Source organism: Methylorubrum podarium (assembly GCF_040270385.1).
Taxonomy (GTDB): domain Bacteria; phylum Pseudomonadota; class Alphaproteobacteria; order Rhizobiales; family Beijerinckiaceae; genus Methylobacterium; species Methylobacterium podarium.
The window spans coordinates 100366-126113 of the sequence record NZ_JBELQE010000083.1 but is presented as its reverse complement, the minus strand read 5'-3'; the positions used below and the strand labels follow the sequence as shown (position 1 = coordinate 126113).

General features: G+C 68.0%; 23 protein-coding genes and 1 tRNA gene. 8 read left to right on the top strand and 16 right to left on the bottom strand.

The features are described from left to right. From nuoN to ABS772_RS14620, 15 genes are all read right to left on the bottom strand, one after another. The gene (gene nuoN / locus ABS772_RS14690) at nt 1-1440 is read right to left on the bottom strand and encodes an NADH-quinone oxidoreductase subunit NuoN (RefSeq protein WP_350395582.1); all 1440 of its coding nucleotides are present in this window, start codon (nt 1438-1440) and stop codon (nt 1-3) included. Beyond that, nucleotides 1437-3020, bottom strand: a complete 1584-nt coding sequence (locus ABS772_RS14685; protein WP_350395581.1) for an NADH-quinone oxidoreductase subunit M — start codon at nt 3018-3020, stop codon at nt 1437-1439. Before ABS772_RS14685 ends, nuoN begins: the two co-directional genes overlap by 4 nt. Beyond that, nucleotides 3020-5164 (bottom strand): NADH-quinone oxidoreductase subunit L, encoded by a 2145-nt coding sequence (gene nuoL, locus ABS772_RS14680; RefSeq protein ID WP_350395580.1) that lies wholly within the window; start codon nt 5162-5164, stop codon nt 3020-3022. Before nuoL ends, ABS772_RS14685 begins: the two co-directional genes overlap by 1 nt. A 52-nt stretch (nt 5165-5216) precedes the next feature. Beyond that, complete coding sequence (gene nuoK, locus ABS772_RS14675) at nt 5217-5522, bottom strand: NADH-quinone oxidoreductase subunit NuoK (protein WP_003598182.1); 306 nt, start codon at nt 5520-5522, stop codon at nt 5217-5219. A gap of 5 nt (nt 5523-5527) precedes the next feature. Then, nucleotides 5528-6148: an NADH-quinone oxidoreductase subunit J gene (locus tag ABS772_RS14670; protein WP_238258155.1), complete on the bottom strand. Its 621-nt coding sequence runs from the start codon at nt 6146-6148 to the stop codon at nt 5528-5530. A gap of 117 nt (nt 6149-6265) precedes the next feature. After that, nucleotides 6266-6754 (bottom strand): NADH-quinone oxidoreductase subunit NuoI, encoded by a 489-nt coding sequence (gene nuoI / locus ABS772_RS14665; RefSeq protein ID WP_238258157.1) that lies wholly within the window; start codon nt 6752-6754, stop codon nt 6266-6268. A 25-nt stretch (nt 6755-6779) separates the two neighbouring features. Next, nucleotides 6780-7802, bottom strand: a complete 1023-nt coding sequence (gene nuoH / locus ABS772_RS14660) for an NADH-quinone oxidoreductase subunit NuoH (protein WP_350395578.1) — start codon at nt 7800-7802, stop codon at nt 6780-6782. A gap of 12 nt (nt 7803-7814) precedes the next feature. Next, nucleotides 7815-9881 (bottom strand): NADH-quinone oxidoreductase subunit NuoG, encoded by a 2067-nt coding sequence (nuoG, locus tag ABS772_RS14655; RefSeq protein WP_350395577.1) that lies wholly within the window; start codon nt 9879-9881, stop codon nt 7815-7817. A 9-nt stretch (nt 9882-9890) separates the two neighbouring features. Then, nucleotides 9891-10100, bottom strand: a complete 210-nt coding sequence (locus ABS772_RS14650) for a hypothetical protein (protein WP_350395576.1) — start codon at nt 10098-10100, stop codon at nt 9891-9893. 5 nt (nt 10101-10105) lie between these two features. After that, nucleotides 10106-11407: an NADH-quinone oxidoreductase subunit NuoF gene (gene nuoF, locus ABS772_RS14645; RefSeq protein WP_017486717.1), complete on the bottom strand. Its 1302-nt coding sequence runs from the start codon at nt 11405-11407 to the stop codon at nt 10106-10108. 10 nt (nt 11408-11417) lie between these two features. Then, complete coding sequence (gene nuoE / locus ABS772_RS14640; RefSeq protein ID WP_350395574.1) at nt 11418-12656, bottom strand: NADH-quinone oxidoreductase subunit NuoE; 1239 nt, start codon at nt 12654-12656, stop codon at nt 11418-11420. A gap of 20 nt (nt 12657-12676) precedes the next feature. Then, nucleotides 12677-13867: an NADH-quinone oxidoreductase subunit D gene (locus tag ABS772_RS14635; RefSeq protein ID WP_238257327.1), complete on the bottom strand. Its 1191-nt coding sequence runs from the start codon at nt 13865-13867 to the stop codon at nt 12677-12679. 11 nt (nt 13868-13878) lie between these two features. Next, nucleotides 13879-14538, bottom strand: a complete 660-nt coding sequence (locus ABS772_RS14630; protein WP_238257328.1) for an NADH-quinone oxidoreductase subunit C — start codon at nt 14536-14538, stop codon at nt 13879-13881. Nucleotides 14539-14549: 11 nt separating this feature from the next. After that, nucleotides 14550-15137 carry a NuoB/complex I 20 kDa subunit family protein gene (locus ABS772_RS14625; protein WP_096484188.1) on the bottom strand — a complete coding sequence of 196 codons (588 nt, stop codon included), beginning with the start codon at nt 15135-15137 and terminating at the stop codon, nt 14550-14552. A gap of 52 nt (nt 15138-15189) precedes the next feature. Next, on the bottom strand, nt 15190-15555 hold the full coding sequence (locus ABS772_RS14620; RefSeq protein ID WP_096484189.1) for an NADH-quinone oxidoreductase subunit A: 366 nt from the start codon (nt 15553-15555) through the stop codon (nt 15190-15192). A gap of 530 nt (nt 15556-16085) precedes the next feature. On the opposite strand from ABS772_RS14620, the gene ABS772_RS14615 reads away from it, so the two are divergent. Together ABS772_RS14615 and ABS772_RS14610 are read left to right on the top strand one after the other, a co-directional pair. Beyond that, nucleotides 16086-16162: transfer RNA gene (locus tag ABS772_RS14615), tRNA-Asp, on the top strand. Nucleotides 16163-16363: 201 nt separating this feature from the next. Beyond that, a complete protein-coding gene (locus ABS772_RS14610) occupies nt 16364-16852 on the top strand; it encodes a CAP domain-containing protein (RefSeq protein WP_350395645.1) in 489 nt (162 codons plus the stop codon). A 54-nt stretch (nt 16853-16906) separates the two neighbouring features. Here the strand turns inward: ABS772_RS14610 and ABS772_RS14605 are convergent, their stop codons facing one another. Then, nucleotides 16907-17341 (bottom strand): pseudoazurin, encoded by a 435-nt coding sequence (locus ABS772_RS14605; protein ID WP_350395572.1) that lies wholly within the window; start codon nt 17339-17341, stop codon nt 16907-16909. Nucleotides 17342-17637: 296 nt separating this feature from the next. On the opposite strand from ABS772_RS14605, the gene carB reads away from it, so the two are divergent. The 6 genes from carB (at nt 17638) to ABS772_RS14575 (ending at nt 25742) form a co-directional block, all read left to right on the top strand. Then, nucleotides 17638-21111 carry a carbamoyl-phosphate synthase large subunit gene (gene carB, locus ABS772_RS14600; RefSeq protein ID WP_350395571.1) on the top strand — a complete coding sequence of 1158 codons (3474 nt, stop codon included), beginning with the start codon at nt 17638-17640 and terminating at the stop codon, nt 21109-21111. Nucleotides 21112-21246: 135 nt separating this feature from the next. Then, on the top strand, nt 21247-21723 hold the full coding sequence (gene greA / locus ABS772_RS14595; RefSeq protein WP_238257356.1) for a transcription elongation factor GreA: 477 nt from the start codon (nt 21247-21249) through the stop codon (nt 21721-21723). A 5-nt stretch (nt 21724-21728) separates the two neighbouring features. Beyond that, nucleotides 21729-22223: a hypothetical protein gene (locus tag ABS772_RS14590; RefSeq protein WP_350395570.1), complete on the top strand. Its 495-nt coding sequence runs from the start codon at nt 21729-21731 to the stop codon at nt 22221-22223. Between the two features lie 33 nt (nt 22224-22256). Then, the gene (locus tag ABS772_RS14585; protein ID WP_350395568.1) at nt 22257-23342 is read left to right on the top strand and encodes a mitochondrial fission ELM1 family protein; all 1086 of its coding nucleotides are present in this window, start codon (nt 22257-22259) and stop codon (nt 23340-23342) included. Nucleotides 23343-23499: 157 nt separating this feature from the next. Next, on the top strand, nt 23500-24474 hold the full coding sequence (trxB, locus tag ABS772_RS14580; RefSeq protein WP_350395567.1) for a thioredoxin-disulfide reductase: 975 nt from the start codon (nt 23500-23502) through the stop codon (nt 24472-24474). A 377-nt stretch (nt 24475-24851) separates the two neighbouring features. Continuing rightward, the gene (locus ABS772_RS14575) at nt 24852-25742 is read left to right on the top strand and encodes a LysR family transcriptional regulator (RefSeq protein WP_060772152.1); all 891 of its coding nucleotides are present in this window, start codon (nt 24852-24854) and stop codon (nt 25740-25742) included. Nucleotides 25743-25748: the final 6 nt, after the last annotated feature.

Below are 25748 nucleotides of genomic sequence, written 5' to 3'. Positions count from 1 at the left end.
TCAGAACAGCGCCTTGGCGGCGTCGCCCGCCGCCGCGACCAGCGGGGCCGGGACGAGGAAGAACAGCACCACGACCGCGCTCGACACGCCGAGCACGATCGCCGAGCCCGGCGGGATCCGCTCGTAGGGGGCCCTCGCCTCGTCGAAGTACATCACCTTGACGAGGCGCAGGTAGTAGAAGGCACCCACGACCGAGGTCACCACGCCGACGACGGCGAGCGTGACGAGCCCCGCCTTGATCGCGGCGGCGAAGACGTAGAACTTCGCGAAGAACCCGGCGAGCGGCGGGATGCCGGCCAGCGAGAACATCATCGCGGCGAGGCAGAAGGCCAGCCACGGATGGGTGCGCGAGAGCCCTGAGAGATCGTCGATCGTCTCGAACATCTTGTCCTTGCGGCGCAGGGACAGCAGCACCGCGAAGGCGCCGAGCGTCATCGCGAGGTAGATCACCATGTAGATGATCACGCCGCGCACGCCCTCCTCCGAGCCGGCGGCGAGGCCGATCAGGGCGTAGCCGACATTGCCGATGGAGGAATAGGCCATCAGGCGCTTGATGTTGCGCTGGCCGATGGCGGCGAACGAACCGAGTGCCATGGAGGCGATCGAGACGAACACGATGATCTGCTGCCAGACCGCCGTGACGTCGGGGAAGGCGCCGATGAACACGCGCACCGTCATCGCCATGGCGGCGACCTTCGGCGCGGAGCCGAAGAAGGCGGTGACCGGCGTCGGCGAGCCCTCGTAGACGTCCGGCGTCCACATGTGGAACGGGACCGCCGCGAGCTTGAAGGCGACGCCCGCGGCCACGAACACGATGCCGAGCACGATGCCGAAGCTCGACGGACCGTTCAGCGCCGTCACGATGCCGGGGAAGGAGACCGTGCCGGTGAAGCCGTAGACCAGCGAGGCGCCGTAGAGCAGCATGCCCGACGAGAGCGCGCCGAGCACGAAGTACTTCAGGCCGGCTTCGGTGGACTTCACGTCGTCGCGGTGGAAGGCGGCGATGACGTAGGCGGCGAGCGATTGCAGTTCCAGCCCGAGATAGAGCGAGATCAGGTCGTTGGCCGAGGCCATCACCAGCATGCCGATGGTGCAGAGCACGATCAGGATCGGGTACTCGAACCGGTCGATACGCTCGCGCTGGAAGTAGTCGCGCGAGAGCAGGATGGTCGCCGCCGAGCCGATCAGGATCAGCGACTTCATCACCCGCGCGAACGGGTCGGCGATGAAGGCGCCGTTCAGCGTCGTCACGTTGCCCGTCTGCGAGACGACGAGGAAGAAGGTGAAGATCAGGAGGATCAGCGCGCCGACGTTGACGCCCTCGGACGAGCGCTCGCCGCGCCACGCCCCGTAGAGGACGAGCAGCAGAGCGCCGACGCTCAGGACGATCTCCGGCAGGACCGGCGTGATCGCCGGCAGGACGGACTGGATCGGGGTCATCGCGCGGCGGCCTCGACGGTTTTCTGGGACTCGGGTCCAGCCATGTTGTCCGCCGCCGCGAGCTTCGCGGCCTTGGCGGCGGCTTCCGCGGTCTGCGTGTTGGCGAGCGCCGTGCGCATGTTCTGCATCAGCGCCTCGGTCGAGGGCGCGAAGGTGTCGAGCACGGGGGCCGGATGGACGCCGTACCAGATCGTCAGCGCGACGAGCGGCGCGATGATGATCTTCTCGCGCAGGTCGAGATCAAGGATGCCCTGGAGGTTCGGCTTGTCGAGCTTGCCGTAGATCACCCGGGCGTAGAGCCAGAGCGCGTAGCCGGCCGAGAGGATGATGCCGAAGACAGAGAAGAACGCCACCGTTGGGTTGGCGCGGAAGGCGCCCATCATCGCCAGGAACTCGCCGACGAAGCCAGACGTGCCGGGCAGGCCGACATTGGCCATGGTGAAGACCATCATCGCCGCGGCGTAGAGCGGCATCCGCTTCACGAGGCCGCCATAGGCCGCGATCTCGCGGGTGTGCATCCGGTCGTAGACGACGCCGACGCAGAGGAAGAGCGCGCCCGAGACGATGCCGTGGGAGATCATCAGGAACAGCGCGCCCTGGATGCCCTGCTCGTTCAGGGTGAACAGGCCGAGCGTGACGAAGCCCATATGCGCCACCGACGAGTAGGCGATCAGCTTCTTGATGTCGGTCTGCATCATCGCGGTGAGCGAGGTGAAGATGATCGCGATCACCGACAGGGCGAAGACGAGCGGCGCGAAGGAGGCGGAGGCGTCCGGCAGCATCGGCAGCGAGATCCGGATGAAGCCGTAGCCGCCCATCTTGAGCAGGATGCCCGCCAGGATCACCGAGCCCGCCGTCGGCGCCTCGACGTGGGCGTCGGGGAGCCAGGTATGGACCGGCCACATCGGCATCTTCACCGCGAAGCTCGCGAAGAAGGCGAGCCACAGCCACCATTGCAGGCCGACGGGGAAGCGGTGCGCGAGCAGCGTCGGGATGTCGGTGGTGCCGGCCTCCCAGTACATCGCCATGATGGCGAGCAGCATCAGCACCGAGCCGAGCAGGGTGTAGAGGAAGAACTTGAAGCTCGCGTAGATGCGCCGCTTGCCGCCCCAGATGCCGATGATGAGGAACATCGGGATCAGGCCGGCCTCGAAGAACAGGTAGAACAGCACGAGATCGAGGGCGCAGAACACGCCGATCATCGTCGTCTCGAGGACGAGGAAGGCGACGAAGTACTCCTTGACCCGGTTCTCGACCGAGAGCCACGAGGCCCCGATGCAGAACGGCATCAGGAAGGTGGTCAGCAGGATCAGCGGCATCGAGAAGCCGTCGACGCCGAGCTTGAACCGGATCGTTTCGGCGAGCCAGGCATGGCTCTCGACGAGCTGGAAGCTCGGGCTCGCGATGTCGTAGCGGGCCCAGGCCACCAGCGAGAGCAGGAAGGTGACGATCGTGGTGATCAGCGCCGCCCAGCGGGCGTTGCGCTTCACCGCCGCCGTCTCCTCACCCAGGGTCAGGATGAAGGCGGCGCCCGCGAGCGGGACGATCAGGAGCCCGGAGAGAAGACCGAGGCCGAGCATCAGTGGGTCCCCCCAGGCACGCCGGAGACGAGGTACCAGGTGATCAGGCCGGCGACCCCGACGAGCATCACGAAGGCGTAGTGGTAGACGTAGCCGGTCTGCAGGCGGACCACGCCGCGGGTGATGTCGACCACGCGCGCCGAGATGCCGTTCGGGCCGAAGCCGTCGATGATGCGGCCGTCGCCCTCCTTCCAGAGGAACAGGCCGAAGTTCTTGGCCGGCCGCACGAAGATCCGGTCGTAGATCTCGTCGAAGTACCACTTGTTGAGCAGGAAACGGTACAGGATCGGCTGAGACTCGGCGAGGCGGTGCGGCATGTCGGGCCGGCGGAGATACATCCAGAAGGCCAGGAGGAAGCCGAGCACCAGCATCACGAAGGGCGAGGCGGCGACCCAGCCCGGCGCGTCGTGGATCTTGTGCATGATGTCGTTGCCGGACCCGTGCGGGAGCGCGTGGCCCCAGAACTTGTCCATGTCGTGCCCGATGAAGCGGTCCTTGAAGATCAGGCCGGCGAACAGGGCGCCGAACGCCAGGATGCCGAGCGGGATCGTCATCACGAGCGGGCTCTCGTGCGGCTTGTGGGCGTGGTCGTCGTGATGCTCGATCGCGCTGTGCGAGGCGGGCTCGACGTCGTGTCCCTTGTCGTCGTGGGCGACGCCCTCGTGGTGGCCCGGCGCGCCGTCGGCCTGGTGTGCGGTCGCCGCGTGGGCGTGCGCGCCATGCCCGTGATCGGCGTGCGCATGGTCGTCATGCGCGTGATCGTGATGCGCGTCGTGGCCGTGGGCGCCGTGCGCCGCCCAGCGCTGCGGGCCCTCGAAGGTGAGGAAGAACAGCCGCCAGGAGTAGAACGAGGTCATCAGCGCGGCGATCACGGTGGCGAGGAACGCCAGCACGTGGCCCGGGCGGTCGGACATGTAGGCCGCCTCGATGATCGCGTCCTTGGAATAGTAGCCGGCGGTGAAGGGGAAGCCGATCAGCGCGAGCGTGCCGATCGTCATCATCGCCGTGGTGAAGGGGATGTAGGGGCGCAAGCCGCCCATGTTCCGCATGTCCTGCTCGTGGTGCATCGCGTGGATGACCGAGCCGGCCCCGAGGAACAGCAGCGCCTTGAAGAAGGCGTGGGTGAAGAGGTGGAACACGCCGGTGGCGTAGGCGCCGACGCCGAGGCCAACGAACATGTAGCCGAGCTGCGAGCAGGTCGAGTAGGCGATGACCCGCTTGATGTCGTTCTGCACGAGGCCGACGGTCGCCGCGAAGAAGGCGGTGATGCCGCCGATGACGGTGACGACGGTGAGCGCGGTCGGCGCCAGCTCGAACAGCGGCGACAGGCGGGCGACCATGAACACGCCGGCGGTGACCATGGTGGCGGCGTGGATGAGCGCCGAGACCGGCGTCGGGCCCTCCATCGCGTCGGGGAGCCAAGTGTGCAGCAGGAACTGCGCCGACTTGCCCATGGCACCCATGAACAGGAGCAGGCAGGCGAGCGTCAGGGCGTGCCAGTCATGGCCGAGGAAGTGGAAAGTCGCGTCCTTCAGCTCCGGCGCCTTGGCGAAGATGGCGTCGAACCCCACTGAACCGGTGAGGACGAACACCAGGAAGATGCCGAGCGAGAAGCCGAAATCGCCGACGCGGTTGACGATGAAGGCCTTCATCGCCGCCGCATTCGCCGAGGGCTTCTCGTACCAGAAGCCGATCAGCAGGTAGGAGGCGAGGCCGACGCCCTCCCAGCCGAAGAACATCTGCACGAGGTTGTCGGCGGTCACCAGCATCAGCATGGCGAAGGTGAACAGCGACAGGTAGGCGAAGAAGCGCGGCCGGTGCGGATCCTCGTGCATGTAGCCGATGGAGTAGAGGTGCACGAGGGTCGAGACCGAGGTCACGACAACGAGCATCACCGCCGTCAGCGTGTCGACCTTGAAGGCCCAGTCGACCACGAGGTCGCCGGCCGAGAACCATTGCGCGACGGGCACCGTCTCGGCGCGGCCGTCGCCGGTGACGAGGAAGAAGGCGCCCCAGGACAGCAGGGCTGCGAAGGCGAGGCAGCCCGTCGTCACGAGCTCGCTCATCCGCGCGCCGATGCGCCGGCCGAACAGGCCGGCGATCAGGGCACCGATCAGCGGGAAGAAGACGATCGCGTGATACATAGAATTCGATTGCCTCGCAGCAGGCGGACGAAGGGGCGGCGCGGGGGAGCCGTCAGCCCTTCATCATGCTCACGTCCTCGACGGCGATGGAGCCGCGGTTGCGGAAGAACACCACCAGGATCGCGAGCCCGATCGCGGCCTCGGCCGCGGCGACCGTCAGCACGAACAGGGCGAAGACCTGTCCGGTGATGTCGTTGAGGTGGGTCGAGAAGGCGACGAGGTTGATGTTCACGGCGAGCAGGATCAGCTCGACCGACATCAGGATGACGATGACGTTCTTGCGGTTGATGAAGATGCCGAGCACGCCGAGCGTGAACAGGATCGCGGCGACCGTCAGGTAGTGGCTCAATCCGATCATCGGCCTCAGACCTCCACGCCCTGCCGCGAGGGCACCTTGATGGTATCGACCGCCATCGCCTGGGTGCGGGCGTTCTGCACCGAGATGTTCTGACGCTTCACGCCGGTGCGCTCGCGCAGGGTCAGCACGATCGCGCCGATCATCGCCACCAGCAGGATCAGGCCGGCGATCTGGAAGGCGTAGACGTAGTCCGTGTAGAGCACCCGGCCGAGCGCCTCGGTGTTGGTGGCGGTCTCGCCGTGGGCGGCGCGGCCGAGCGGCGCCTGCACGAGGCCCGGATCGATAGTCCAGGTGCCGACGACGAGGAGCAGCTCGATCAGGAAGATCGCCCCGATCAGGCCGCCGATCGGCAGGTAGCGCTGGAAGCCCTGGCGGAGGGCGGCGAAGTCCACGTCGAGCATCATCACGACGAAGAGGAACAGCACCGCCACGGCGCCGACATAGACGACGACGAGGATCATCGCCAGGAACTCGGCGCCCATCAGCACGAACAGCCCGGCGGCGTTCACGAAGGCGAGAATCAGGAACAACACCGAGGTGACGGGGTTCCTGGCAGCGATCACCATGAAGCCCGAGGCCACGGCGAGGCCCGCGAAGAGATAGAAGAAGGCGGCGGCTGCGGTCATGCGATTTTCAGCATCGGCCGCTCGGTCGAGCGGCTCCCTTCTGCCTCGGTGGACCCTCGGCCGCAGGCGGCGGCCCGTCTATAGAACTGGGCTGTGCAAGGCACAACCGGCGGCGGACTAGCGGTAGGGCGCGTCCATCGCGATGTTGCGGGCGATCTCGCGCTCCCAGCGATCGCCGTTCTCGAGCAGCTTCTGCTTGTCGTAGAGCAGCTCCTCGCGGGTCTCGACCGAGAACTCGAAGTTCGGCCCCTCGACGATGGCATCCACCGGGCAGGCCTCCTGGCACATGCCGCAATAGATGCACTTCACCATGTCGATGTCGTAGCGCGTGGTGCGCCGCGTGCCGTCGTTGCGGCGGGGGCCCGCCTCGATGGTGATGGCCTGGGCCGGGCAGATCGCCTCGCAGAGCTTGCAGGCGATGCAGCGCTCCTCGCCGTTGGGATAGCGGCGCAGCGCGTGCTCGCCGCGGAAGCGCGGTCCGCGATGGCCCATCTCGAAGGGGTAGTTGATCGTGGCCTTCGGCTTGAAGAAGTATTTCATGGCGAGGAAGAACCCCGACACGAACTCCTTCAGGAGAAGGCTTCTGGCGACCTGATCGAGCTGCACGGCGCGATCTCCAATTTCGTGAGGTTCAAGCGCCCGGCGCGAGGCCGGTGAGCTTGAGGACGAAGGCGACGACGATGACCGAGATCAGCGAGAGCGGAAGGAAGACCTTCCAGCCGAGCCGCATGAGCTGGTCGTAGCGGTAGCGGGGCACCATGGCCTTCACCATGGCGATCATGAAGAACAGGAAGCTGGCCTTGAGCGCGAACCAGATCACGCCGGGCACCCAGGTGAAGGGCACGAACGGGATCGGCGAGAGCCAGCCGCCCAGGAAGAGGACGGTGCCGAGCGCGCACATGGTCATGATCGCCACGTACTCGCCGAGCATGAACAGCAGGTACGGAGTCGAGGAATACTCGACCATGTAGCCCGCCACGAGCTCCGATTCGGCCTCCGGCAGGTCGAAGGGCGGGCGGTTGGTCTCGGCCAGCGCCGAGACGAAAAACACGCCGAACATCGGGAACAGCCAGAGCCAGTACCAGCCGAACAGGCCGAGCGCGGTGTCCTGCGCCATGACGATGCGCGAGAGGTTGAGGCTCCCGGCACAGAGCAGCACGCAGATGATGACGAAGCCGAGCGAGACCTCGTAGGAGATCATCTGCGCGGCGGAGCGGAGCGCACCGAGGAAGGCGTATTTCGAGTTCGAGGCCCAGCCGCCCATGATGACGCCGTAGACGCCGAGCGAGGAGATCGCGAAGATGTAGGTGATGCCGACATTGATGTCGGCGATCGCCCAGCCGTCGGCAAGCGGGATCACCGCCCAGGAGGCGAGCGCCAGCATGGCGAAGACCAGCGGCGCCAGCAGGTAGATCGCCTTGTTGGCGCCCGCCGGGATCACCGGCTCCTTCAGCACGAACTTCAACAGGTCGGCGAAGGACTGGAACAGGCCCCAGGGCCCGACCACGTTCGGGCCGCGGCGCAGCTGCACCGCCGCCCAGATCTTGCGGTCGGCAAGCAGCGCGTAGGCGATGAAGACGAGCAGTGCCGCCAGCAGCACGAAACTCTTCAGCGCGATCAGGAGGACGGTGCCGAGCACTTCCCAGAAGGTCATCGCGGGCGTCCCTTATTCCGCCGCTTCGAGGGCGCGGCCCCGGGCGAGGCCGGAGCACTCGGCGAGCACCCGCGAGGCGCGGGCGATCGGGTTGGTGAGGTAGAAGTCGGCGACCGGCGAGGAGAAGGCGCCCTTCGCGCCCCCGCCCGGCAGCGCCGCGAGCGTCGACAAGGTGGCCGCCGCGTCGGATGCTTCGACCTGCCCGACCGCCGCGAGATGCGGATGCTCCGCATACATCGCCCTGCGCAGGGCGGCGAGGGAATCGTAGGGCAGGCGCTTGCCGAGCACGTCGGAGAGCGCGCGCAGGATCGCCCAGTCCTCGCGGGCGTCGCCCGGCGGGAAGCCGGCGCGGTTGGCCATCTGCACCCGGCCCTCGAGGTTGACGTAGGTCGCGCTCTTCTCGGTGTAGGCGGCCCCCGGCAGGATCACGTCGGCGCGGCTCGCGCCGGCATCGCCGTGGGTGCCCTGGTAGATCACGAAGGCACCCGGCGCGATCACCCGCTCGTCGGCGCCGAGGTTGAACACGACGTCGAGCGCGCCCGGCTCCAGCATCTGCGTGAAGGTCAGGCCCCCCTCCCCCGGCACGAAGCCGAGATCGAGGGCGCCGACGCGGGCGGCCGCCGTGTTGAGCACGCCGAAGCCGTTCCAGCCCTCGCTCACCGCGCCGACATCCTTGGCCAGGGCCGCGGCGGCGGCGAGCGCGCCGAGGCCGCCCTCGCCGACGATGACGAGCGGACGCTCGGCCTTTTTCAGCACGTCGAGGAAGCTGTGCTCGCCCTTGGCGATGGAGCCGAGCGTGTCGGTGCCGGCGCCGAGATAGGTGTAGGGGTAGGTGAGGTCCGGCTGCTCGTCGAGGATCAGGCCGATCGAGACCGGGGCCATGCGCCAGCGCTTGCGGATGCGCACGTTGAGGAGCGAGGCCTCGGTGCGCGGGTTGGCGCCGACAATCAGGATCGCGTCCGCCTGCTCGATGCCGGCGATGGTCGCGCCGAGCGTGTAGGCGGCCCGGCCCCAGGCCGGATCGAGCGTCTCGCCGGTCTGACGCGCGTCGAGATTCGTGACGCCGAGCGAGCCCATCAGCTGCTTGAGCGCGAAGATCTCCTCCGCGCCGGCGAGGTCGCCGACGAGGGCGCCGACGCGCTTCGGATCGGCGCCCTTCACCCGGGCGGCGATCGCCGAGAAGGCCTCACCCCAGGAGGCGGGACGCAGGCGGCCGTTCTCGCGCAGGAACGGGCGATCGAGGCGCTGGAGGCGCAGGCCGTCGACCACGTGGCGGGTCTTGTCGGAGATCCACTCCTCGTTGATCTCCTCGCTGATGCGCGGCTCGATCTGCATGACCTCGCGGCCGCGGGCATCGAGACGGATCGCCGAGCCCACCGCGTCCATCACGTCGACGGATTCGGTCTTGTGCAGCTCCCACGGGCGCACGTTGTAGCTCTGCGGCTTGTGGACCAGCGCGCCGACGGGGCAGAGGTCGGCGACGTTGCCCTGCAGCTCCGAGCCCATCGCCTCTTCGAGGTAGCTCGTGATTTCCATGTCCTCGCCACGGCCGATGGCGCCGAGATCCGGCACGCCAGCGACTTCCGCGAGGAAGCGGACGCAGCGGGTGCAGTGGATGCAGCGGTTCATCGCCGTGCGCACCAGCGGGCCGATATACTTCTCCTCGACCGCCCGCTTGTTCTCGCTGTAGCGGGTCGAGTCGACGCCGTAGGCCATCGCCTGATCCTGCAGGTCGCAATGGCCGCCCTGATCGCAGATCGGGCAATCGAGCGGGTGGTTGATGAGGAGGAACTCCATCACCCCCTCGCGCGCCTTCTTCGTCGTGCCGGAGCGCGTCAGCACCTCCGGCGGCTCGCCGTTGGGACCGGGGCGGCAATCCTTCACCGCGTAGGCGCAGGAGGCCACGGGCTTCGGCGCGCCCTTGAGCTCCACCAGGCACATGCGGCAATTGCCGGCGATCGACAGCCGCTCGTGGAAGCAGAAGCGCGGGATCTCCGCACCCGCGATCTCGCAGGCCTGAAGCAGGGTGTAGTCGGCCGGGACATCGACCTCGGTGCCGTCGATGAGAATTTTGGTCATCGGTTCAGCTCAATGTGTCGCGTCGGCGAGATCGAGTCGGCGCTCGATGCGCTCGACGCGAATCTCAAGGCGGTCGATCCGGCGATGGACGCCGGCCAGATTCTCTTCGACACCGGAAACCCGCCCCTTCAGGTCGTTCACGTCGTCGATGAGGCGATCGACGTTCTCGTCGATGCGCCTCAGGTAGACGCGAACCAGATTGTTGGGTTCGCCGGTCATGGCACTCACTCCGCCGCCATCGGCACCGCATCCATGTGCGGGTTGGCGCTGTACTGGTCGATCCGCTTCTCGATCTCGGGGCGGAAGTGCCGGATCAGCCCCTGGATCGGCCACGCGGCCGCGTCGCCGAGCGCGCAGATGGTGTGGCCCTCGACCTGCTTGGTGACTTCGAGCAGCATGTCGATCTCGCGCTTCTGCGCCCGGCCGGCGGCCATGCGGGTCAGCACGCGCCACATCCAGCCGGTGCCCTCGCGGCAGGGCGTGCACTGGCCGCAGCTCTCGTGCTTGTAGAAGTACGAGATACGGGCGATCGCGCCGACGATGTCGGTCGACTTGTCGAGCACGATCACCGCCGCGGTGCCCAGGCCCGAGCCGAGGTTGCGCAGGGTGTCGAAGTCCATCTTGGCGTCGATGATCTGCTCGGCCGGAACGAGCGGGACGGATGAACCGCCCGGGATGGAACACAAAAGATTGTCCCAGCCGCCGCGCATGCCGCCGCAATGCCGGTCGATCAGTTCGCGGAAGGTGATGCCGAGCTCTTCCTCGACGTTGCAGGGCTTGTTGACGTGGCCCGAGACGCAGAACAGCTTGGTGCCGGTGTTGTTCTTGCCGCCCAGGCCCGCGAACCACGCGCCGCCCCGGCGCAGGATCGTGCCGGCCACCGCGATCGACTCGACGTTGTTGACGGTCGTGGGGCAGCCGTAGAGGCCCATATTGGCCGGGAACGGCGGCTTCAGCCGCGGCATCCCCTTCTTGCCCTCGAGGCTCTCGATGAGGGCCGTCTCCTCGCCGCAGATATACGCGCCCGCGCCGTGGTGGACGTAGATGTCGAAGGGGTAGTCGTGGACGTTGGACGGGCCGACGAGGCGCGCCTCGTAGGCCTCGTCCACCGCGCGCTGGAGCGCGAACTTCTCCGCCACGTACTCGCCGCGGATGTAGATGTAGCAGGCATGCGCGCCCATGGCGAAGCAGGCCAGCATGCAGCCCTCGATCAGGAGATGCGGATCGTGCCGCATGATCTCCCGGTCCTTGCAGGTGCCCGGCTCCGACTCGTCGGCGTTGACGACGAGGTAGTGCGGGCGCCCGTCGGACTTCTTGGGCATGAACGACCACTTGAGCCCGGTCGGGAAGCCGGCGCCGCCGCGACCGCGCAGCCCCGAGCCCTTCATCTCGTCGATGATCCAGTCCCGGCCCATCTCCAGCAGGAACTTGGTGCCGTCCCAGGCGCCGCGTTTCTTCGCGGCGTCGAGCCCCGGCGAGTGCTGGCCGTAGAGATTGGTGAAGATGCGATCCTGATCGGAGAGCATGATCCGCTCCTCAACCCTTGCTGCCGCTGAGGTCGGAAGCCTGTCCGACCCAATTCTCCCGGTCGATCCGGCCGGGGAAGGCGAGATAGGCGCCGACCCAGGCCACCTCCGGCGGCGACCACGCGGCGATCTGGTCGTAGTGCCAGATTCCGAGGTCGTTGAGCCGGCGCTGGTTGACCGGGCCGATGCCCTTGATCTTCGTCAGGTCGTCCGGACGGTCGTCGCGGGGCGCGTCGAGGCCCTTCGGCCGGGTGCCGGCGGCGTCGGCCCGGGCCTCCGGGTTCTCGCCCTCGGGCACGTCGTCCCCGGCGCCGACGGTCGCCGGATGCTGCGGCGGCTCGGTGCGGAGAAGCTTGTCCTCTTCGAGCGCCACGGCCTGGGCCGGCGCCGTCTCGGCCTCGCGGGCCTCGGCCCGATCCTCCGGCTTCACCGGCGTCTCGCCGGCGCTCGCCCGCTCGGCGGGGGCATCGACGGCGTTCGACTCGTTGGCGCGTCCGGCCGACGGGCGGGCCGGCTTGGGCTCGTCCTTGACGCGGGCCTCGGTCGAGGCGGCCTCGTCCTTCTTGACGCTGTCTTCGCCCTTGTCGGCGCCCTCGGTCTGCTCGAAGCGCTTGCGCCACGCGCCGATGCGGGAGCCGTCGAACAGGCTCTCGTCGGTCAGGGTGTTGACGGCGTCCTTCGGCTCCGAGGAGATCCGGCCGATCTGCGAGCCGACCTTGACGGGACGGCCGGCGACCAGATCGTCCATGAGCTTGTTGAGGCTCTCGGGGTTGAGATCCTCGTAATAGTCCTGGTTGATCTGCACCATCGGCGCGTTGCAGCAGGCGCCGAGGCACTCGACCTCGAGCCAGGAGAAATTGCCGTCGGCCGAGACGTGGCCCGAGGGGCCGAGGCGATCGTGGAGCGCGGCCTTCAGCTCCTTCGCCCCGCAGCAATCGCAGGGCACGGTGCCGCAGACCTGGATCCAGAACCGGCCGACCGGCTCCAGGGCGAACATCGTGTAGAAGGTCGCGACCTCCAGCACGCGGATATGCGGCATGCCGAGCTGGTCGGCGACCGCCTCGATCGCCTTCTGCGGCAGCCAGCCGCCATTCTGCTCCTGCGCCTTCCACAGCAGCGGGATCACGGCCGAGGCCTGCCGGCCCTCCGGATATTTCGCGATCTGGCCGCGCGCCCAGTCGGCGTTCTCGGGGGTGAACGCGAAGCTCTGGGGCTGCTCGGCGGCGGGGGCTAGCCTGCGGTTCGCCATGACGTTTCGGTCCGTCTCCCTCAGCGGTCCACTTCGCCGAACACGATGTCGAGCGTGCCGAGCACGCAGGACACGTCGGCGAGCAGGTGACCGCGGCACATCCAGTCCATCGCCTGAAGATGGGCGAAGCCCGGCGCGCGGATCTTGCAGCGGTAGGGTTTGTTGGTGCCGTCCGACACGAGGTAGACGCCGAACTCGCCCTTGGGGGCTTCGACCGCCGCATACACCTCACCCTCGGGCACGTGAAAACCCTCGGTGTAGAGCTTGAAGTGGTGGATGAGCGCCTCCATCGAGCGCTTCATCTCCCGGCGCGGCGGCGGCGCGAACTTGCCGTCGACCGAGGCGATCGGCCCCTGTCCGGCGGGCTCGCGCAGCTTGGCGCAGCACTGCTTCATGATCTTCACGGATTCCCGCATCTCTTCCATGCGGATCACCTGGCGATCGTAGGTATCGCCGTTCTTTCCCACGGGGATGTCGAATTCCATCTCCTCGTAGAGTTCGTAGGGCTGCGACTTGCGCAGGTCCCACGGAATCCCCGAGCCGCGAACCATCACGCCGGAGAAGCCCCAGGCCATCGCCTCGTCCACCGAGACGATGCCGATGTCGACGTTGCGCTGCTTGAAGATGCGGTTGGCCATGACGAGGTTGTCGAGGTCGTCGACCACCTGCAGGAACGGATCGCAGAACGCCTCGATGTCGTCGATCAGCGCGGGCGGCAGGTCCTGGTGGACGCCGCCGGGGCGGAAGTAGTTGGCGTGCAAACGGGCACCGCTCGCGCGCTCGTAGAAGATCATCAGCTTCTCGCGCTCCTCGAAGCCCCAGAGGGGCGGCGTGAGGGCGCCGACGTCCATCGCCTGCGTGGTGACGTTGAGGAGGTGGGAGAGCAGCCGGCCGATCTCGCAGAACAGGGTGCGGATGAGCTGGGCCCGCCGCGGCACCTCGATCCCGGCGAGCTTCTCGATCGCCAGGCAGAAGGCGTGCTCCTGGTTCATCGGCGACACGTAGTCGAGCCGGTCGAAATAGGGCGTCGCCTGGAGATAGGTCTTGTGCTCGATCAGCTTCTCGGTGCCGCGATGCAGCAGGCCGATATGCGGATCGACCCGCTCGACCACCTCGCCGTCGAGTTCCAGCACGAGGCGCAGCACGCCGTGCGCCGCCGGGTGCTGCGGCCCGAAATTGATCGAGAAGTTGCGGATGTTGTGCTCAGACATGACCGCGACCCTCAGCTCGACTTCTTCTCATCGCCCGGAAGCACGTAGTCCGTGCCCTCCCACGGCGACAGGAAGTCGAAGTTGCGGAATTCCTGGGTGAGCTTGACCGGCTCGTAGACGACCCGCGCCTCGTCCTGGTCGTAGCGGACCTCGACGAAGCCGGTCAGCGGGAAGTCCTTGCGCAGCGGGTGACCCTCGAAGCCGTAATCGGTGAGCAGCCGGCGCAGGTCGGGATGGCCCGAGAACAGGATGCCGTAGAGGTCGTAGGTCTCGCGCTCGAACCAGTTGGCCGCCGGGAAGACGGGAATGGCGGAAGGGACCGGCGTCGCGGCGTCGGTCTGCACCTTCACGCGCACCCGCATGTTATGGCGCAGGGACAGCAGGTGGTAGACGACGTCGAAGCGGCGCGCCCGCTGCGGGTAGTCGGCGCCGCAGATGTCGATGAAGCAGCGGAAGGCGCAGGCCGGGTCGTCGCGCAGGTAGGTCAGCGCGTAGACGATGTCGCTGCCCTGAACGATCACCGTCAGCTCGCCGAAGGCGATGGTCCAGTCCGTGACCGCCGGGCCGAGCGCCCCGGCGATGCGCTCGCCCATGGCGCGCAGGGCGGCCTCGCTTTGGTCGGCCGCGACGGTGCGGCGGAGCGTGATGCCGTTGGTGGTGATGGCCTCCATCGTGCCCTCCCTCACCGCTCGATCGTGCCGGTGCGGCGGATCTTCCGCTGCAGCAGCAGCACGCCGTAGAGCAGCGCCTCGGCGCTCGGCGGGCAGCCCGGCACGTAGATGTCCACCGGCACCACCCGGTCGCAGCCGCGCACGACCGAGTAGGAATAGTGATAGTAGCCGCCGCCGTTGGCGCAGGAGCCCATGGAGATGACGTAGCGCGGCTCCGGCATCTGGTCGTAGACCTTGCGCAGCGCCGGGGCCATCTTGTTGGTCAGCGTGCCGGCGACGATCATCACGTCGGACTGGCGCGGCGAGCCGCGGGGCGCGAAGCCGAAGCGCTCGCAATCGTAGCGCGGCATCGACATCTGCATCATCTCGACGGCGCAGCAGGCGAGGCCGAAGGTCATCCACATCAGCGAGCCGGTGCGGGCCCAGTTGATGAGCTCGTCGGCGGACGTGACGAGGAATCCGCGATCGGCCAACTCGCTGTTGATCGACAGGAAGGTCGGGTCGTTCGCGCCGATCGGGCGGCCGGTCGCGGGATCGATGATCCCTTTGGGCGCCGGCGCGATGTCGGGCGCGCGGGAGAAGGTCGGAGTCAGGGCCATCTCTGCCTCTGAGCGAGAGCGGAAGGGAAACGACGCGAACGGGGCCGCGCCGCTAGTCCCATTCGAGGGCGCCCTTGCGCCACTCGTAGACGAAGCCGACGGTGAGGACACCGAGGAAGACCATCATCGACCAGAACCCGAACCAGCCGAGCTCCCCGAAGGTGATCGCCCAGGGGAAGAGAAAGGCGACTTCGAGGTCGAAGATGATGAACAGGATCGCCACGAGGTAGAAGCGCACGTCGAACTTCATGCGCGCGTCATCGAACGCGTTGAAACCACACTCGTAGGCGGAAAGCTTTTCCGGATCGGGGCTCGAATACGCCACGATGAACGGGGCGACCAGCAGCGCCACTGCGATGAACAGCGACACGCCGATGAAGATGATGAGCGGCAGGTAATCTGCCAACAGGCCGGTCATGCCGCACCTCTCATGTGGTTGCGCGTGAGGATCATGAACGACGGCCCTCGCGACGGCCTCCGGCAAAGAGAATCCCTCGGGTGGAATTCCTCCAATGCCAGACTGAGCGCGGGCGAGGCTTAGACGAGCCCCCCCGTCGAAACAAGGGCATTGCGCGTCGCACAATCACCTCTTTCGCTGACAGATGGGGGGATCCATGCACATGGCCACGGGACGGATCGGCGCATGTCCGGCCATGCTTGAGCCTTGCCGTTTCATCCCGCCCCTCCCCCCCTGGTCTTGTCTTTGGTATTTGGCATACCAGAGATGGCTGCCGCAAGCGCCGCCTTGGGCAGACTGGATCGTTTCCAGGGATCGATCCTTCCCGACGCACAGCGATGCGGAGAGTCGCGTGCGGCGTTCCGACAGCGGTTTCACGAACCGTCGCCCAACCGTCGCATTCCGCGATTCAGCGGCTTGACAGCCTGGGGCGCCCCACCTAAACCCCGCCTCGTCGCCGACACGAGCCCAGCCGGCCGGCGACGCAGAACGCGGGCGTAGCTCAGTCGGTTAGAGTGCCGGCCTGTCACGCCGGAGGTCGCGGGTTCGAGCCCCGTCGCCCGCGCCACGGATCCCCTGTCGATCCGAAAACCTCTTCCCCGATCCGCATCGACGATACGGCCGAACCGATGGCTTTGTCGGCCTCGCTCGTCGCGTGGCGGCGATGCCACAGATGCCGGCTTCGATCGGCGCTGGGATTGGCCCGCCGCGGTTTCGCCGCAGCTGCCGCGGAATCGGGCGCCTTCCCGTGGCTGTCTCACCGCTTCCGATGCCGAACCTGCGCCTCTCCGCCGCCGCGATGCTGATCGCCCTGACGCTCGCCGGCTGCGGCGGATCTCCCGTCCTCGACGCGGGGATGCCGACGCTGCCGGTCATCCTCGACGAGCAGGCGGCCGCGGCCGCGATCTCCCGCTATCGGGCGCAGCACGGGCTCGGTCCGGTCTCGCTCGATCCCAGCCTGATCACCGCGGCCTCGTTCCAGGCGCAGGCCAATGCGCGGGCCGGACGGCTCAGCCACGAGATCGCCGGCAGCTTCGACAGCCGCATGGCGGGGGCCGGCTTCGGCAGGCGCTACGCCTCCGAGAACCTGAGTGCGGGCTCGGAGACCTTCGAGCAGGTGCTCGCCCGCTGGAAGGCCTCGCCCGAGCACAATCGCAACATGCTGATGCCGCAGCTGCGCCGGGTCGGCATCGCCCGGGTCGATGCGCCGGCGACGCGCTACAAGCGGTTCTGGGCGCTGGTGATGGCGGGCGATTGAGGCCGACGGCCCGAGCCGCGAGGGGCTGGGCCGCCGACGGCACCGGACCTCGTCTTACTGGACCTGGGCGAGCAGCGGCTCCATGCGCTTCTGCGTCAGCTTGTTGTGCTGGATGCTCTTGGCTGCTTCGAGGTTGTCGCGCTTGTCGCCGACCACGACGAGGGCGACCATGCCCATCATGTAGTGCGGCGAGCATTTGAAGCCGTAGACGCCCTCCTTGTCGAACTTGACCACGGTCTCCTGCCCCACGGCCGACTTCACGTAGTCCGCGCCCTCCGGCGCCATGCCCTTGATGGTCTCGACGTTGTGCCCCTTGTCGGTGGGCACGAACTTGATGCTGTCGCCGGGCTTCAGCCGCACCAAGGCGGGGTCGAACACCATCATCCCGCCCGGCCCGCTGTTCAGCATCTTGACCGAAACTTCGTCGGCCGCCGCCGGCAGGGCGACGGCGAGAGCGGCGGCGACGACCAAGGCCCTGAAGATCATCATTCGCTTCCTCGGAATAATTCTGAAGATCATCGACCGTTTTTGTCGATTTTCGTTGGATATAGACTCTCGATCGATCCATCAAACCGATATTTACTTGCAAAATTGAATAATTACACTTCGAGATACGCTGTCGATCCCGCCGGCGGGAGGATGGGCCGGGCGGCCCTTTCAAACCCGCGCGGCTGCGTGTAAACGCGGGGCTTGACGATCATCCCAGCGCCTGCGCCCCCTTGGCACCGCCCGCGAACCGGCGGCGCGCGAGGGCGAGCGCGCGCGAACTCGCTTCAAGGCGCTCAATGCCGAAACGCACCGACATCTCTTCCATTCTCATCATCGGTGCGGGGCCCATCATCATCGGGCAGGCCTGCGAATTCGATTATTCCGGCACCCAGGCCTGCAAGGCCCTGCGCGAAGAGGGCTACCGGATCGTCCTGGTGAACTCGAACCCGGCGACGATCATGACCGATCCGGACATGGCCGACGCTACCTATGTCGAGCCGATCACCCCGGAGGTCGTCGCCAAGATCATCGAGAAGGAGCGGCCCGACGCCCTCCTGCCGACCATGGGCGGACAGACCGCGCTCAACTGCGCGCTGTCGCTGAAGCGCATGGGCGTGCTGGAAAAGTTCGGCGTGCAGATGATCGGCGCGACGGCAGAGGCCATCGACAAGGCGGAGGACCGCAACCTCTTCCGCGACGCGATGACCAAGATCGGCCTTGAGACGCCGAAATCCGCGCTCGCCAACGCCTCCGCCGCCAAGAAGGCCGACCGCGACCGCTACCTCGCCGAGAAGGCGCGCATCGAGGGCGCGCAATCGGACCCGGCCGCCCGCGAGACGGCGCTCGCCGAGTTCGAGCGGCAGTGGAGCGGGGGCGAGGGCGACCGGCGGCGGCGCTACATCGAGCACGCGCTCGGCCAGGCGCTGATCGCGCTCGCCGAAGTCGGCCTGCCGGCGATCATCCGCCCCTCCTTCACCATGGGCGGCACCGGCGGCGGCATCGCCTACAACCGCGAGGAGTTCCTCGAAATCGTCGAGCGCGGCATCGACGCCTCGCCGACCAACGAGGTGCTGATCGAGGAGAGCGTGCTCGGCTGGAAGGAGTACGAGATGGAGGTCGTCCGTGATCGTGCGGACAACTGCATCATCGTCTGCTCCATCGAGAACGTCGATCCGATGGGCGTCCACACGGGCGACTCGATCACCGTCGCGCCGGCGCTGACGCTCACCGACAAGGAATATCAGGTGATGCGCGACGCCTCCCTCGCCGTTCTGCGCGAGATCGGCGTCGAGACCGGCGGCTCGAACGTGCAGTTCGCCATCGACCCGGCCACGGGCCGGATGATCGTGATCGAGATGAACCCGCGGGTCTCGCGCTCCTCGGCGCTGGCCTCGAAGGCCACCGGCTTCCCGATCGCCAAGGTCGCGGCCAAGCTCGCCGTCGGCTACACGCTGGACGAGATCGCCAACGACATCACCGGCGGCGCGACCCCGGCCTCGTTCGAGCCGACGATCGACTACGTCGTCACCAAGATCCCGCGCTTCGCCTTCGAAAAGTTCCCCGGCGCCGAGCCGACGCTGACCACCGCCATGAAGTCGGTGGGCGAGGCCATGGCGATCGGCCGCTGCTTCGCGGAATCCCTGCAGAAGGCGCTGCGCTCGCTTGAAACCGGCCTCACCGGCCTCGACGAGATCGAGATCGAGGGGCTCGGCAAGGGCGACGACCACAACGCGATCAAGGCCGCCCTCGGCACCCCGACCCCGGACCGCCTGCTCAAGGTCGCCCAGGCGATGCGCCTCGGGATCAGCCACGAGGAGATCCACGCCTCCTGCAAGATCGACCCGTGGTTCCTGGAGCAGCTCCAGGCCATCGTCGATCTGGAGAACCGGGTGAAGGCGCACGGCCTGCCGACGACCGCGGGCGCCTTCCGCCAGCTCAAGGCGGCCGGCTTCTCCGACGCGCGGCTCGCCGTGCTCGTCAACACCGAGGAAGAGGCCGTGCGCGCCACCCGCCGGGCTCTCGGCGTGCGCCCGGTCTTCAAGCGGATCGATACCTGCGCCGCCGAGTTCAAGGCGCCGACCGCCTACATGTACTCGACCTACGTCGCGCCGTTCGCCGGCCAAACCGCCGACGAGGCGTATCCGTCGGACAAGAAGAAGGTCATCATCCTCGGCGGCGGCCCCAACCGGATCGGCCAGGGCATCGAGTTCGACTATTGCTGCTGCCACGCCTGCTTCGCGCTGACGGAAGCCGGCTACGAGACCATCATGGTCAACTGCAACCCGGAGACGGTCTCGACCGACTACGACACCTCCGACCGCCTCTACTTCGAGCCGCTGACGGCCGAGGACGTGCTGGAGATCGTCGAGACCGAGCGGCAGGCGGGCACGCTCCACGGCGTGATCGTGCAGTTCGGCGGCCAGACGCCGCTCAAGCTCGCCCGCGCGCTGGAGGGCGCCGGGGTGCCGATCCTCGGCACCTCGCCCGACGCCATCGACCTCGCCGAGGACCGCGACCAGTTCAAGCGGCTGCTGGACAAGCTCGGCCTCAAGCAGCCCAAGAACGGCATCGCCTTCTCGGTGGAGCAGAGCCGGCTGGTGGCGGCCGAGCTCGGCCTGCCCTTCGTCGTGCGCCCGAGCTACGTGCTGGGCGGCCGCGCCATGGCGATCATCCGCGACGAGGCGCAGTTCGCCGAGTACCTGCTCGGCACGCTGCCGAGCTTGATCCCTTCCGACGTCAAGGCGCGCTACCCCAACGACAAGACGGGGCAGATCAACACGGTGCTGGGCAAGAACCCGCTCCTGTTCGACCGCTACCTCTCGGACGCGACCGAGGTCGATGTCGACGCGGTCTGCGACGGCGAGACCGTGTTCATCGCCGGCATCATGGAGCACATCGAGGAGGCGGGCATCCATTCGGGCGATTCCGCCTGCTCGCTGCCGCCCCGCTCGCTCGCGCCCGAGATCCTCGACGAGCTGGAGCGCCAGACCAAGGCGATGGCGCTGGCCCTTAAGGTCGGCGGCCTGATGAACGTGCAGTACGCGATCAAGGACGGCACGATCTACGTGCTGGAGGTGAACCCGCGCGCCTCGCGCACGGTGCCCTTCGTCGCCAAGGTGATCGGCGAGCCGATCGCCAAGATCGCCGCGCGGATCATGGCCGGCGAGCGGCTCGACGCCTTCGGCCTCAAGCCGAAGCAACTCGACCACATCGCGGTGAAGGAGGCGGTGTTCCCCTTCGCCCGCTTCCCCGGCGTGGACGTGCTGCTCGGGCCGGAGATGCGCTCCACCGGCGAGGTGATCGGGCTGGATGCCGGCTTCGGCGTGGCCTTCGCCAAGAGCCAGCTCGGCTCGGGGACCGCGGTGCCGCGCACCGGCACGGTGTTCGTCTCCGTGCGCGACGACGACAAGCCGCGGGTGCTGCCGACCATCCGGCTGCTCTCCGACCTCGGCTTCACCATCCTCGCGACCGGCGGCACGCAGCGCTACCTGGCGGATGAGGGCATCCCGACCCAGCGCATCAACAAGGTGCTGGAGGGCCGGCCCCACATCGTCGACTCGATCAAGAACGGCGATATCGCGCTCGTGATCAACACGACGGAGGGGGCTGGCGCCCTGTCCGACTCGCGCTCGCTCCGGCGGGCGGCCCTCTTGCATAAAGTGCCGTACTACACCACTCTCGCCGGTGCGATGGCGGCGGCCGAGGGGATCAAGGCCTATCTCGAAGGCGATCTCCAGGTGCGTGCCTTGCAGGAATACTTCGCGGCCTAAATCAACGTTCGTGTGCCGGGTGGCCCGCCGCGCGGAGGCGGGCGGCCCGGGGCCACACATCGAGAGCCGTTATCCCGGCCCGGAAGGAGCGTTCGCTCCGGCCGGGCCTCTTCATTGTGGCGCGAGACCATGAGCATCGACAAGCTTCCCATCACGGCACGCGGCTACGCAGCCCTCGAGGAGGAGCTGAAGCAGCGCCAGCAGGTGGAACGTCCCCGGATCATCCAGGCGATCTCCGAGGCCCGCGCGCTCGGCGACCTGTCCGAGAACGCCGAGTATCACGCCGCCAAGGAGGCCCAGTCCCACAACGAGGGCCGGGTGCTCGAACTCGAGAGCATGATCGCGCGCGCCGAGATCATCGACACCTCGAAGCTGTCCGGCTCCAAGATCAAGTTCGGCGCCCGCGTGAAGCTGTTGGACGAGGACACCGAGGAAGAGAAGACCTACCAGCTCGTCGGCGAGCCGGAGGCGGATGTGCGCGAGGGCCGCGTCTCGATCTCCTCGCCCATCGCCCGGGCCCTGATCGGCAAGGCCGTCGGCGACACGGTGGAGGTCACGACGCCGGGCGGCGGCAAGTCCTACGAGGTCGTCGCCGTCGAGTGGGGAGCCTGATCCCTTTGCGCGCCGCCGGTCTCGCGGCCCTGCTCGGCCTCCTCGCCGGGATCGCTCCCGCCCCGGCGCAGGAGTTCGACCGGTTCGGCAGCATCGCCGTCGATGTGCGGCCGTTGCAGGCCTATGCCCGGGGCCCGCAGACGGACGCGCTGCGGGCGGACCTGACCGAGGCGCTGCGGCGCAGCTTTGCCGACCGCATGGTGCGCGGCGGCCCGACTCTGGTGGTGCGCGTGAGCGGCCTCTCGCTCACCCCCTATGCCGGCGGCGAGGGTTTCGGCCGCGGCGGCAGCCTCGGCGGTGGCGGCTCGACCGACTACCTCGACGGCGAGGCCCTGCTGGTCGGGCGCGGGGGCGAGATCCTCGCGCGCCACCCGCAGCTCTCGGCCCTGCCCGCGAGCTCCGGCGGCGCGTGGTACGATCCGGCCTCCGAGCGGCGGCGGGTGGCAGCTTTGGCCGAGCACTACGCGCAGTGGCTGCGGCGGAGACTTCCGGCCCAGTAGGCCGGGGTTCAGAGGACCGGAAGTTTGCGTCGCGTGAACGAACAAGGGCCGGTGAAGGCGGACGGCAGCGGACCGCCGGAACTCGCGCGGGCCCGCGCCTGGATCCTCACCGACGGGAAGGCCGGCGACGAGAACCAGTGCATCGGCATCGCCGAGACGCTCGGCCTCGCCTACGAGACACGGCGCATTCCGGACGGGCGCCCCCTGACCTGGATGGCGCCCTGGGGACCGATCGATCCGCGGGATGCGCCCGGCCGGGCCGGCGGCCTGCTTCAGGGCCCGCTCCCCGACCTCCTGATCGCGTCGGGGCGGCGCGCCGTGCCCTATCTGCGCGCCGTGCGCCGCGCCTCGAACCAGAGGACCTTCACCGCCTTCCTCAAGGATCCGCGCACCGGCCACGACACGGCCGACTTCATCTGGGTGCCCGATTACGACGACCTGCGCGGGCCCAACGTCTTCACCACCCTGACCGCGCCGCATCCCGTCTCCCGCGCCCGGCTCGACGCCGCCCGCACGACGCCCGACCCGCGTCTCGCGCGCCTGCCCTGGCCGCGCATCGCCGTGCTGATCGGCGGCGACAGCCGGCATCTGCGCTACCGCAGGGCGGACATGCAGCGGCTGGTGCGCGACCTCACCAAGCTCGCCGAGGGCGGCTGCTCGCTGATGCTGACGGTCTCCCGGCGCACGCCGCCGGACCTGCGCACGGCCCTGGAAAACCTGGTGAAGGACAAGGGCGGCTTCTTCTGGGACGGCAGCGGCGAGAACCCCTATGTCGGCATGCTGGCGATCGCCGACCACATCGTCGTCACCTCCGATTCCGCCAACATGGTCGGCGAGGCGGCGAGCACCGGCGTGCCCCTCCTGCTGTTCGACCTGCCGCGCACCTATATCCGGCACCGGCGGATGTTCGCCGGCCTTGCCATGGCCGGCGCGCTGAAACCCTTCATCGGGCGCCTGGAGGCCCTGCGCTACGCGCCGATCGACGCGACGCCGGAGATCGCCGCCGCGCTCGCCGAGGCGTACGGACAGCACCGGCGGCGCCTCGCCGCGGAGCGCCCGGAGGCCGCACCCGGCGCGCCTTCCGCGACGCCGGCCGCGCCGTCACGCGGGCCGTTCTGAGACGGCGAGCGGGAAGAACGGGACGTTCGCACGCGCCCCGGTCTTCGGAAGGAAATCTTATGCCCGCATCGTGCAAGATCGGGCGCGACGGAACACAGGACGAGTGGACGGCCGGCCCTTCGGAGACCGTGCCCGCCCCTGACAGGAGACGGCACAGATGGCGCACACCCATGCGAGGCTCGTGATCATCGGCTCGGGGCCGGCCGGCTACACCGCCGCGATCTACGCCGCCCGCGCCATGGTCGAGCCGCTGCTGATCTCGGGCTTCCAGCCCGGCGGCCAGTTGATGATCACGACCGATGTCGAGAATTATCCGGGCTTCGCGGAAGCCATCCAGGGCCCGTGGCTGATGGAGCAGATGCGGCTCCAGGCCGAGCATGTCGGCACGAAGATCGTGTCCGAATACATCACCAAGGTCGATCTCAACGTCCGCCCGTTCCGGCTCGAGGCCGATTCCGGCGAGACCTATACCTGCGACGCGCTGATCATCGCCACCGGCGCCCAGGCGAAGTGGCTCGGCCTGCCGTCGGAGGCGAAGTTCCAGGGCTTCGGCGTCTCGGCCTGCGCCACCTGCGACGGCTTCTTCTTCCGCGGCAAGGACGTGACCGTGGTCGGCGGCGGCAACACCGCGGTCGAGGAGGCGCTGTATCTCGCCAACCTCGCCAAGTCGGTCACCGTCATCCACCGCCGCGGCGAGTTCCGGGCCGAGCGCATCCTGCAGGAGCGCCTGTTCAAGCACGCCAACGTCACGGTGAAGTGGCACCACGCGGTGGAGGAGATCTGCGGCTCCGACGCCCCGCCCTCGGTCACGCATCTGCGCCTCAAGGACCTGCGGTCCGGCGCAATCGTCGAGCACGCCACCGACGGCCTGTTCGTCGCCATCGGCCACCAGCCCGCCACCGCGATCTTCGAGGGCCAGCTGCCGATGCGGCACGGCGGCTACATCACGGTGACGCCGGGCACCACCGCGACCGAGATCCCCGGCGTCTTCGCGGCGGGCGACGTCACCGACGACGTCTACCGGCAGGCGATCACCGCGGCCGGCATGGGCTGCATGGCCGCGCTGGAAGCGGAGAAGTTCCTGGCCAACCTCGATGTCGGCGAGAGCCCGGCCAAGGCCGCGGCCGAGTAGGCGCCCCGCATCGACAGTCTCCCGTCGGTCTCATCGGTCGGCGGGGAGCGGGTGTTCTGCGGGCGTTTCAAGTACTGTTCAAAAGAACGCCCGCTTCGCCATCGTGTCGGACGCGGAGACCGGACGGGAACAGGCGGTGTCGAAGCATTCGGGATGGTGTTCGACCCGGATTCCCCTGTTGATGGCGAAAAAGACGCAACCAAATTGCAAGGTTGTCGTCATAATTGGAATGCTGCGGGAGCCGGCGGGTTTCGCGATGGAGCCTTTCGCCGGGCACGGCGGAGCAACAGACTGGCGTCGTGCAACGCCCGAAGGTCGTAGTCCCCCGTGACGGGCTGACCGCGACGGGCCGACCTCGACGGGCGGGAGTGACGGCCTTGGATTGGGACAAGATCCGGATTTTCCTCAACGTCGCGGAAGCCGGGAGCTTCACGCGGGCGGGCGACGACATCGGCCTCAGCCAGTCGGCGGTCAGCCGGCAGATTAGCGCCCTGGAGCGGGAGCTGAAGGCGCCGCTGTTCCACCGGCATGCCCGCGGCCTGATCCTCACCGAGCAGGGCGACCTGCTGTTCCGCGCCGCGCGCGACATGAAGCTCAGGCTGGAGAACACCCGCGCCCGCCTCGTCGAGACGAGCGAGCGCCCCTCCGGCGACCTGCGGGTGACGACGACGGTGGGCCTGGGCACCTCCTGGCTGTCGCAGCGCGTCTCCGAATTCCTCGACCTCTATCCGGACGTGCGGATCGAGCTGGTCCTCACCAACGAGGAGCTGGACCTCGCCATGCGCGAGGCCGACATCGCGATCCGCATGCGGCGGCCCGCCCAGCCGGACCTGATCCAGCGGCGGCTGTTCACGGTGCATTATCACGCCTTCGCGAGCCCCGATTACGTCAAGCGCTTCGGCGAGCCGAAGACCATCGCCGACCTCGACGAGCACCGCCTCGTCTCCTTCGGCGGCAACGAGCCGTCCTACCTGCTCGCCACCCACTACCTCGCCAGCATCGGCCGCGAGGGCGACGAGCGCCGTCCGGTCCACTTCACGGTCAACAACATCACCGCCCTCCACAAGGCGATGGAGGCGGGCGTCGGCGTCGGCATCCTGCCGGATTACGCCGTCGACGGGAACGAGAGCCTCGTCCAGGTGCTGCGCGAGAGCGAGATGCCGACCATGGAAAGCTACCTCGTCTATGCCGAGGAGATGCGTTCGGTCGCCCGCGTCCAGGCGTTCCGCGATTTCCTCGTGAACAAGGCGCAGCGCTGGACCTATTGAAAGCGT

Excerpts from the sequence above, each read along its gene's own strand:
- nuoN (WP_350395582.1), bottom strand. The coding sequence starts at position 1,440 with ATGACCCCGATCCAGTCCGTCCTGCCGGCGATCACGCCGGTCCTGCCG.
- ABS772_RS14685 (WP_350395581.1), bottom strand. The coding sequence starts at position 3,020 with ATGCTCGGCCTCGGTCTTCTCTCCGGGCTCCTGATCGTCCCGCTCGCG.
- nuoL (WP_350395580.1), bottom strand. The coding sequence starts at position 5,164 with ATGTATCACGCGATCGTCTTCTTCCCGCTGATCGGTGCCCTGATCGCC.
- nuoK (WP_003598182.1), bottom strand. The coding sequence starts at position 5,522 with ATGATCGGATTGAGCCACTACCTGACGGTCGCCGCGATCCTGTTCACG.
- ABS772_RS14670 (WP_238258155.1), bottom strand. The coding sequence starts at position 6,148 with ATGACCGCAGCCGCCGCCTTCTTCTATCTCTTCGCGGGCCTCGCCGTG.
- nuoH (WP_350395578.1), bottom strand. The coding sequence starts at position 7,802 with ATGACCTTCTGGGAAGTGCTCGGCACCGTCCTCCTGATCGCGCTGAAG.
- nuoG (WP_350395577.1), bottom strand. The coding sequence starts at position 9,881 with ATGACCAAAATTCTCATCGACGGCACCGAGGTCGATGTCCCGGCCGAC.
- ABS772_RS14650 (WP_350395576.1), bottom strand. The coding sequence starts at position 10,100 with ATGACCGGCGAACCCAACAATCTGGTTCGCGTCTACCTGAGGCGCATC.
- nuoF (WP_017486717.1), bottom strand. The coding sequence starts at position 11,407 with ATGCTCTCCGATCAGGATCGCATCTTCACCAATCTCTACGGCCAGCAC.
- nuoE (WP_350395574.1), bottom strand. The coding sequence starts at position 12,656 with ATGGCGAACCGCAGGCTAGCCCCCGCCGCCGAGCAGCCCCAGAGCTTC.
- ABS772_RS14635 (WP_238257327.1), bottom strand. The coding sequence starts at position 13,867 with ATGTCTGAGCACAACATCCGCAACTTCTCGATCAATTTCGGGCCGCAG.
- ABS772_RS14630 (WP_238257328.1), bottom strand. The coding sequence starts at position 14,538 with ATGGAGGCCATCACCACCAACGGCATCACGCTCCGCCGCACCGTCGCG.
- ABS772_RS14625 (WP_096484188.1), bottom strand. The coding sequence starts at position 15,137 with ATGGCCCTGACTCCGACCTTCTCCCGCGCGCCCGACATCGCGCCGGCG.
- ABS772_RS14620 (WP_096484189.1), bottom strand. The coding sequence starts at position 15,555 with ATGACCGGCCTGTTGGCAGATTACCTGCCGCTCATCATCTTCATCGGC.
- ABS772_RS14610 (WP_350395645.1), top strand. The coding sequence starts at position 16,364 with ATGCCGAACCTGCGCCTCTCCGCCGCCGCGATGCTGATCGCCCTGACG.
- ABS772_RS14605 (WP_350395572.1), bottom strand. The coding sequence starts at position 17,341 with ATGATGATCTTCAGGGCCTTGGTCGTCGCCGCCGCTCTCGCCGTCGCC.
- carB (WP_350395571.1), top strand. The coding sequence starts at position 17,638 with ATGCCGAAACGCACCGACATCTCTTCCATTCTCATCATCGGTGCGGGG.
- trxB (WP_350395567.1), top strand. The coding sequence starts at position 23,500 with ATGGCGCACACCCATGCGAGGCTCGTGATCATCGGCTCGGGGCCGGCC.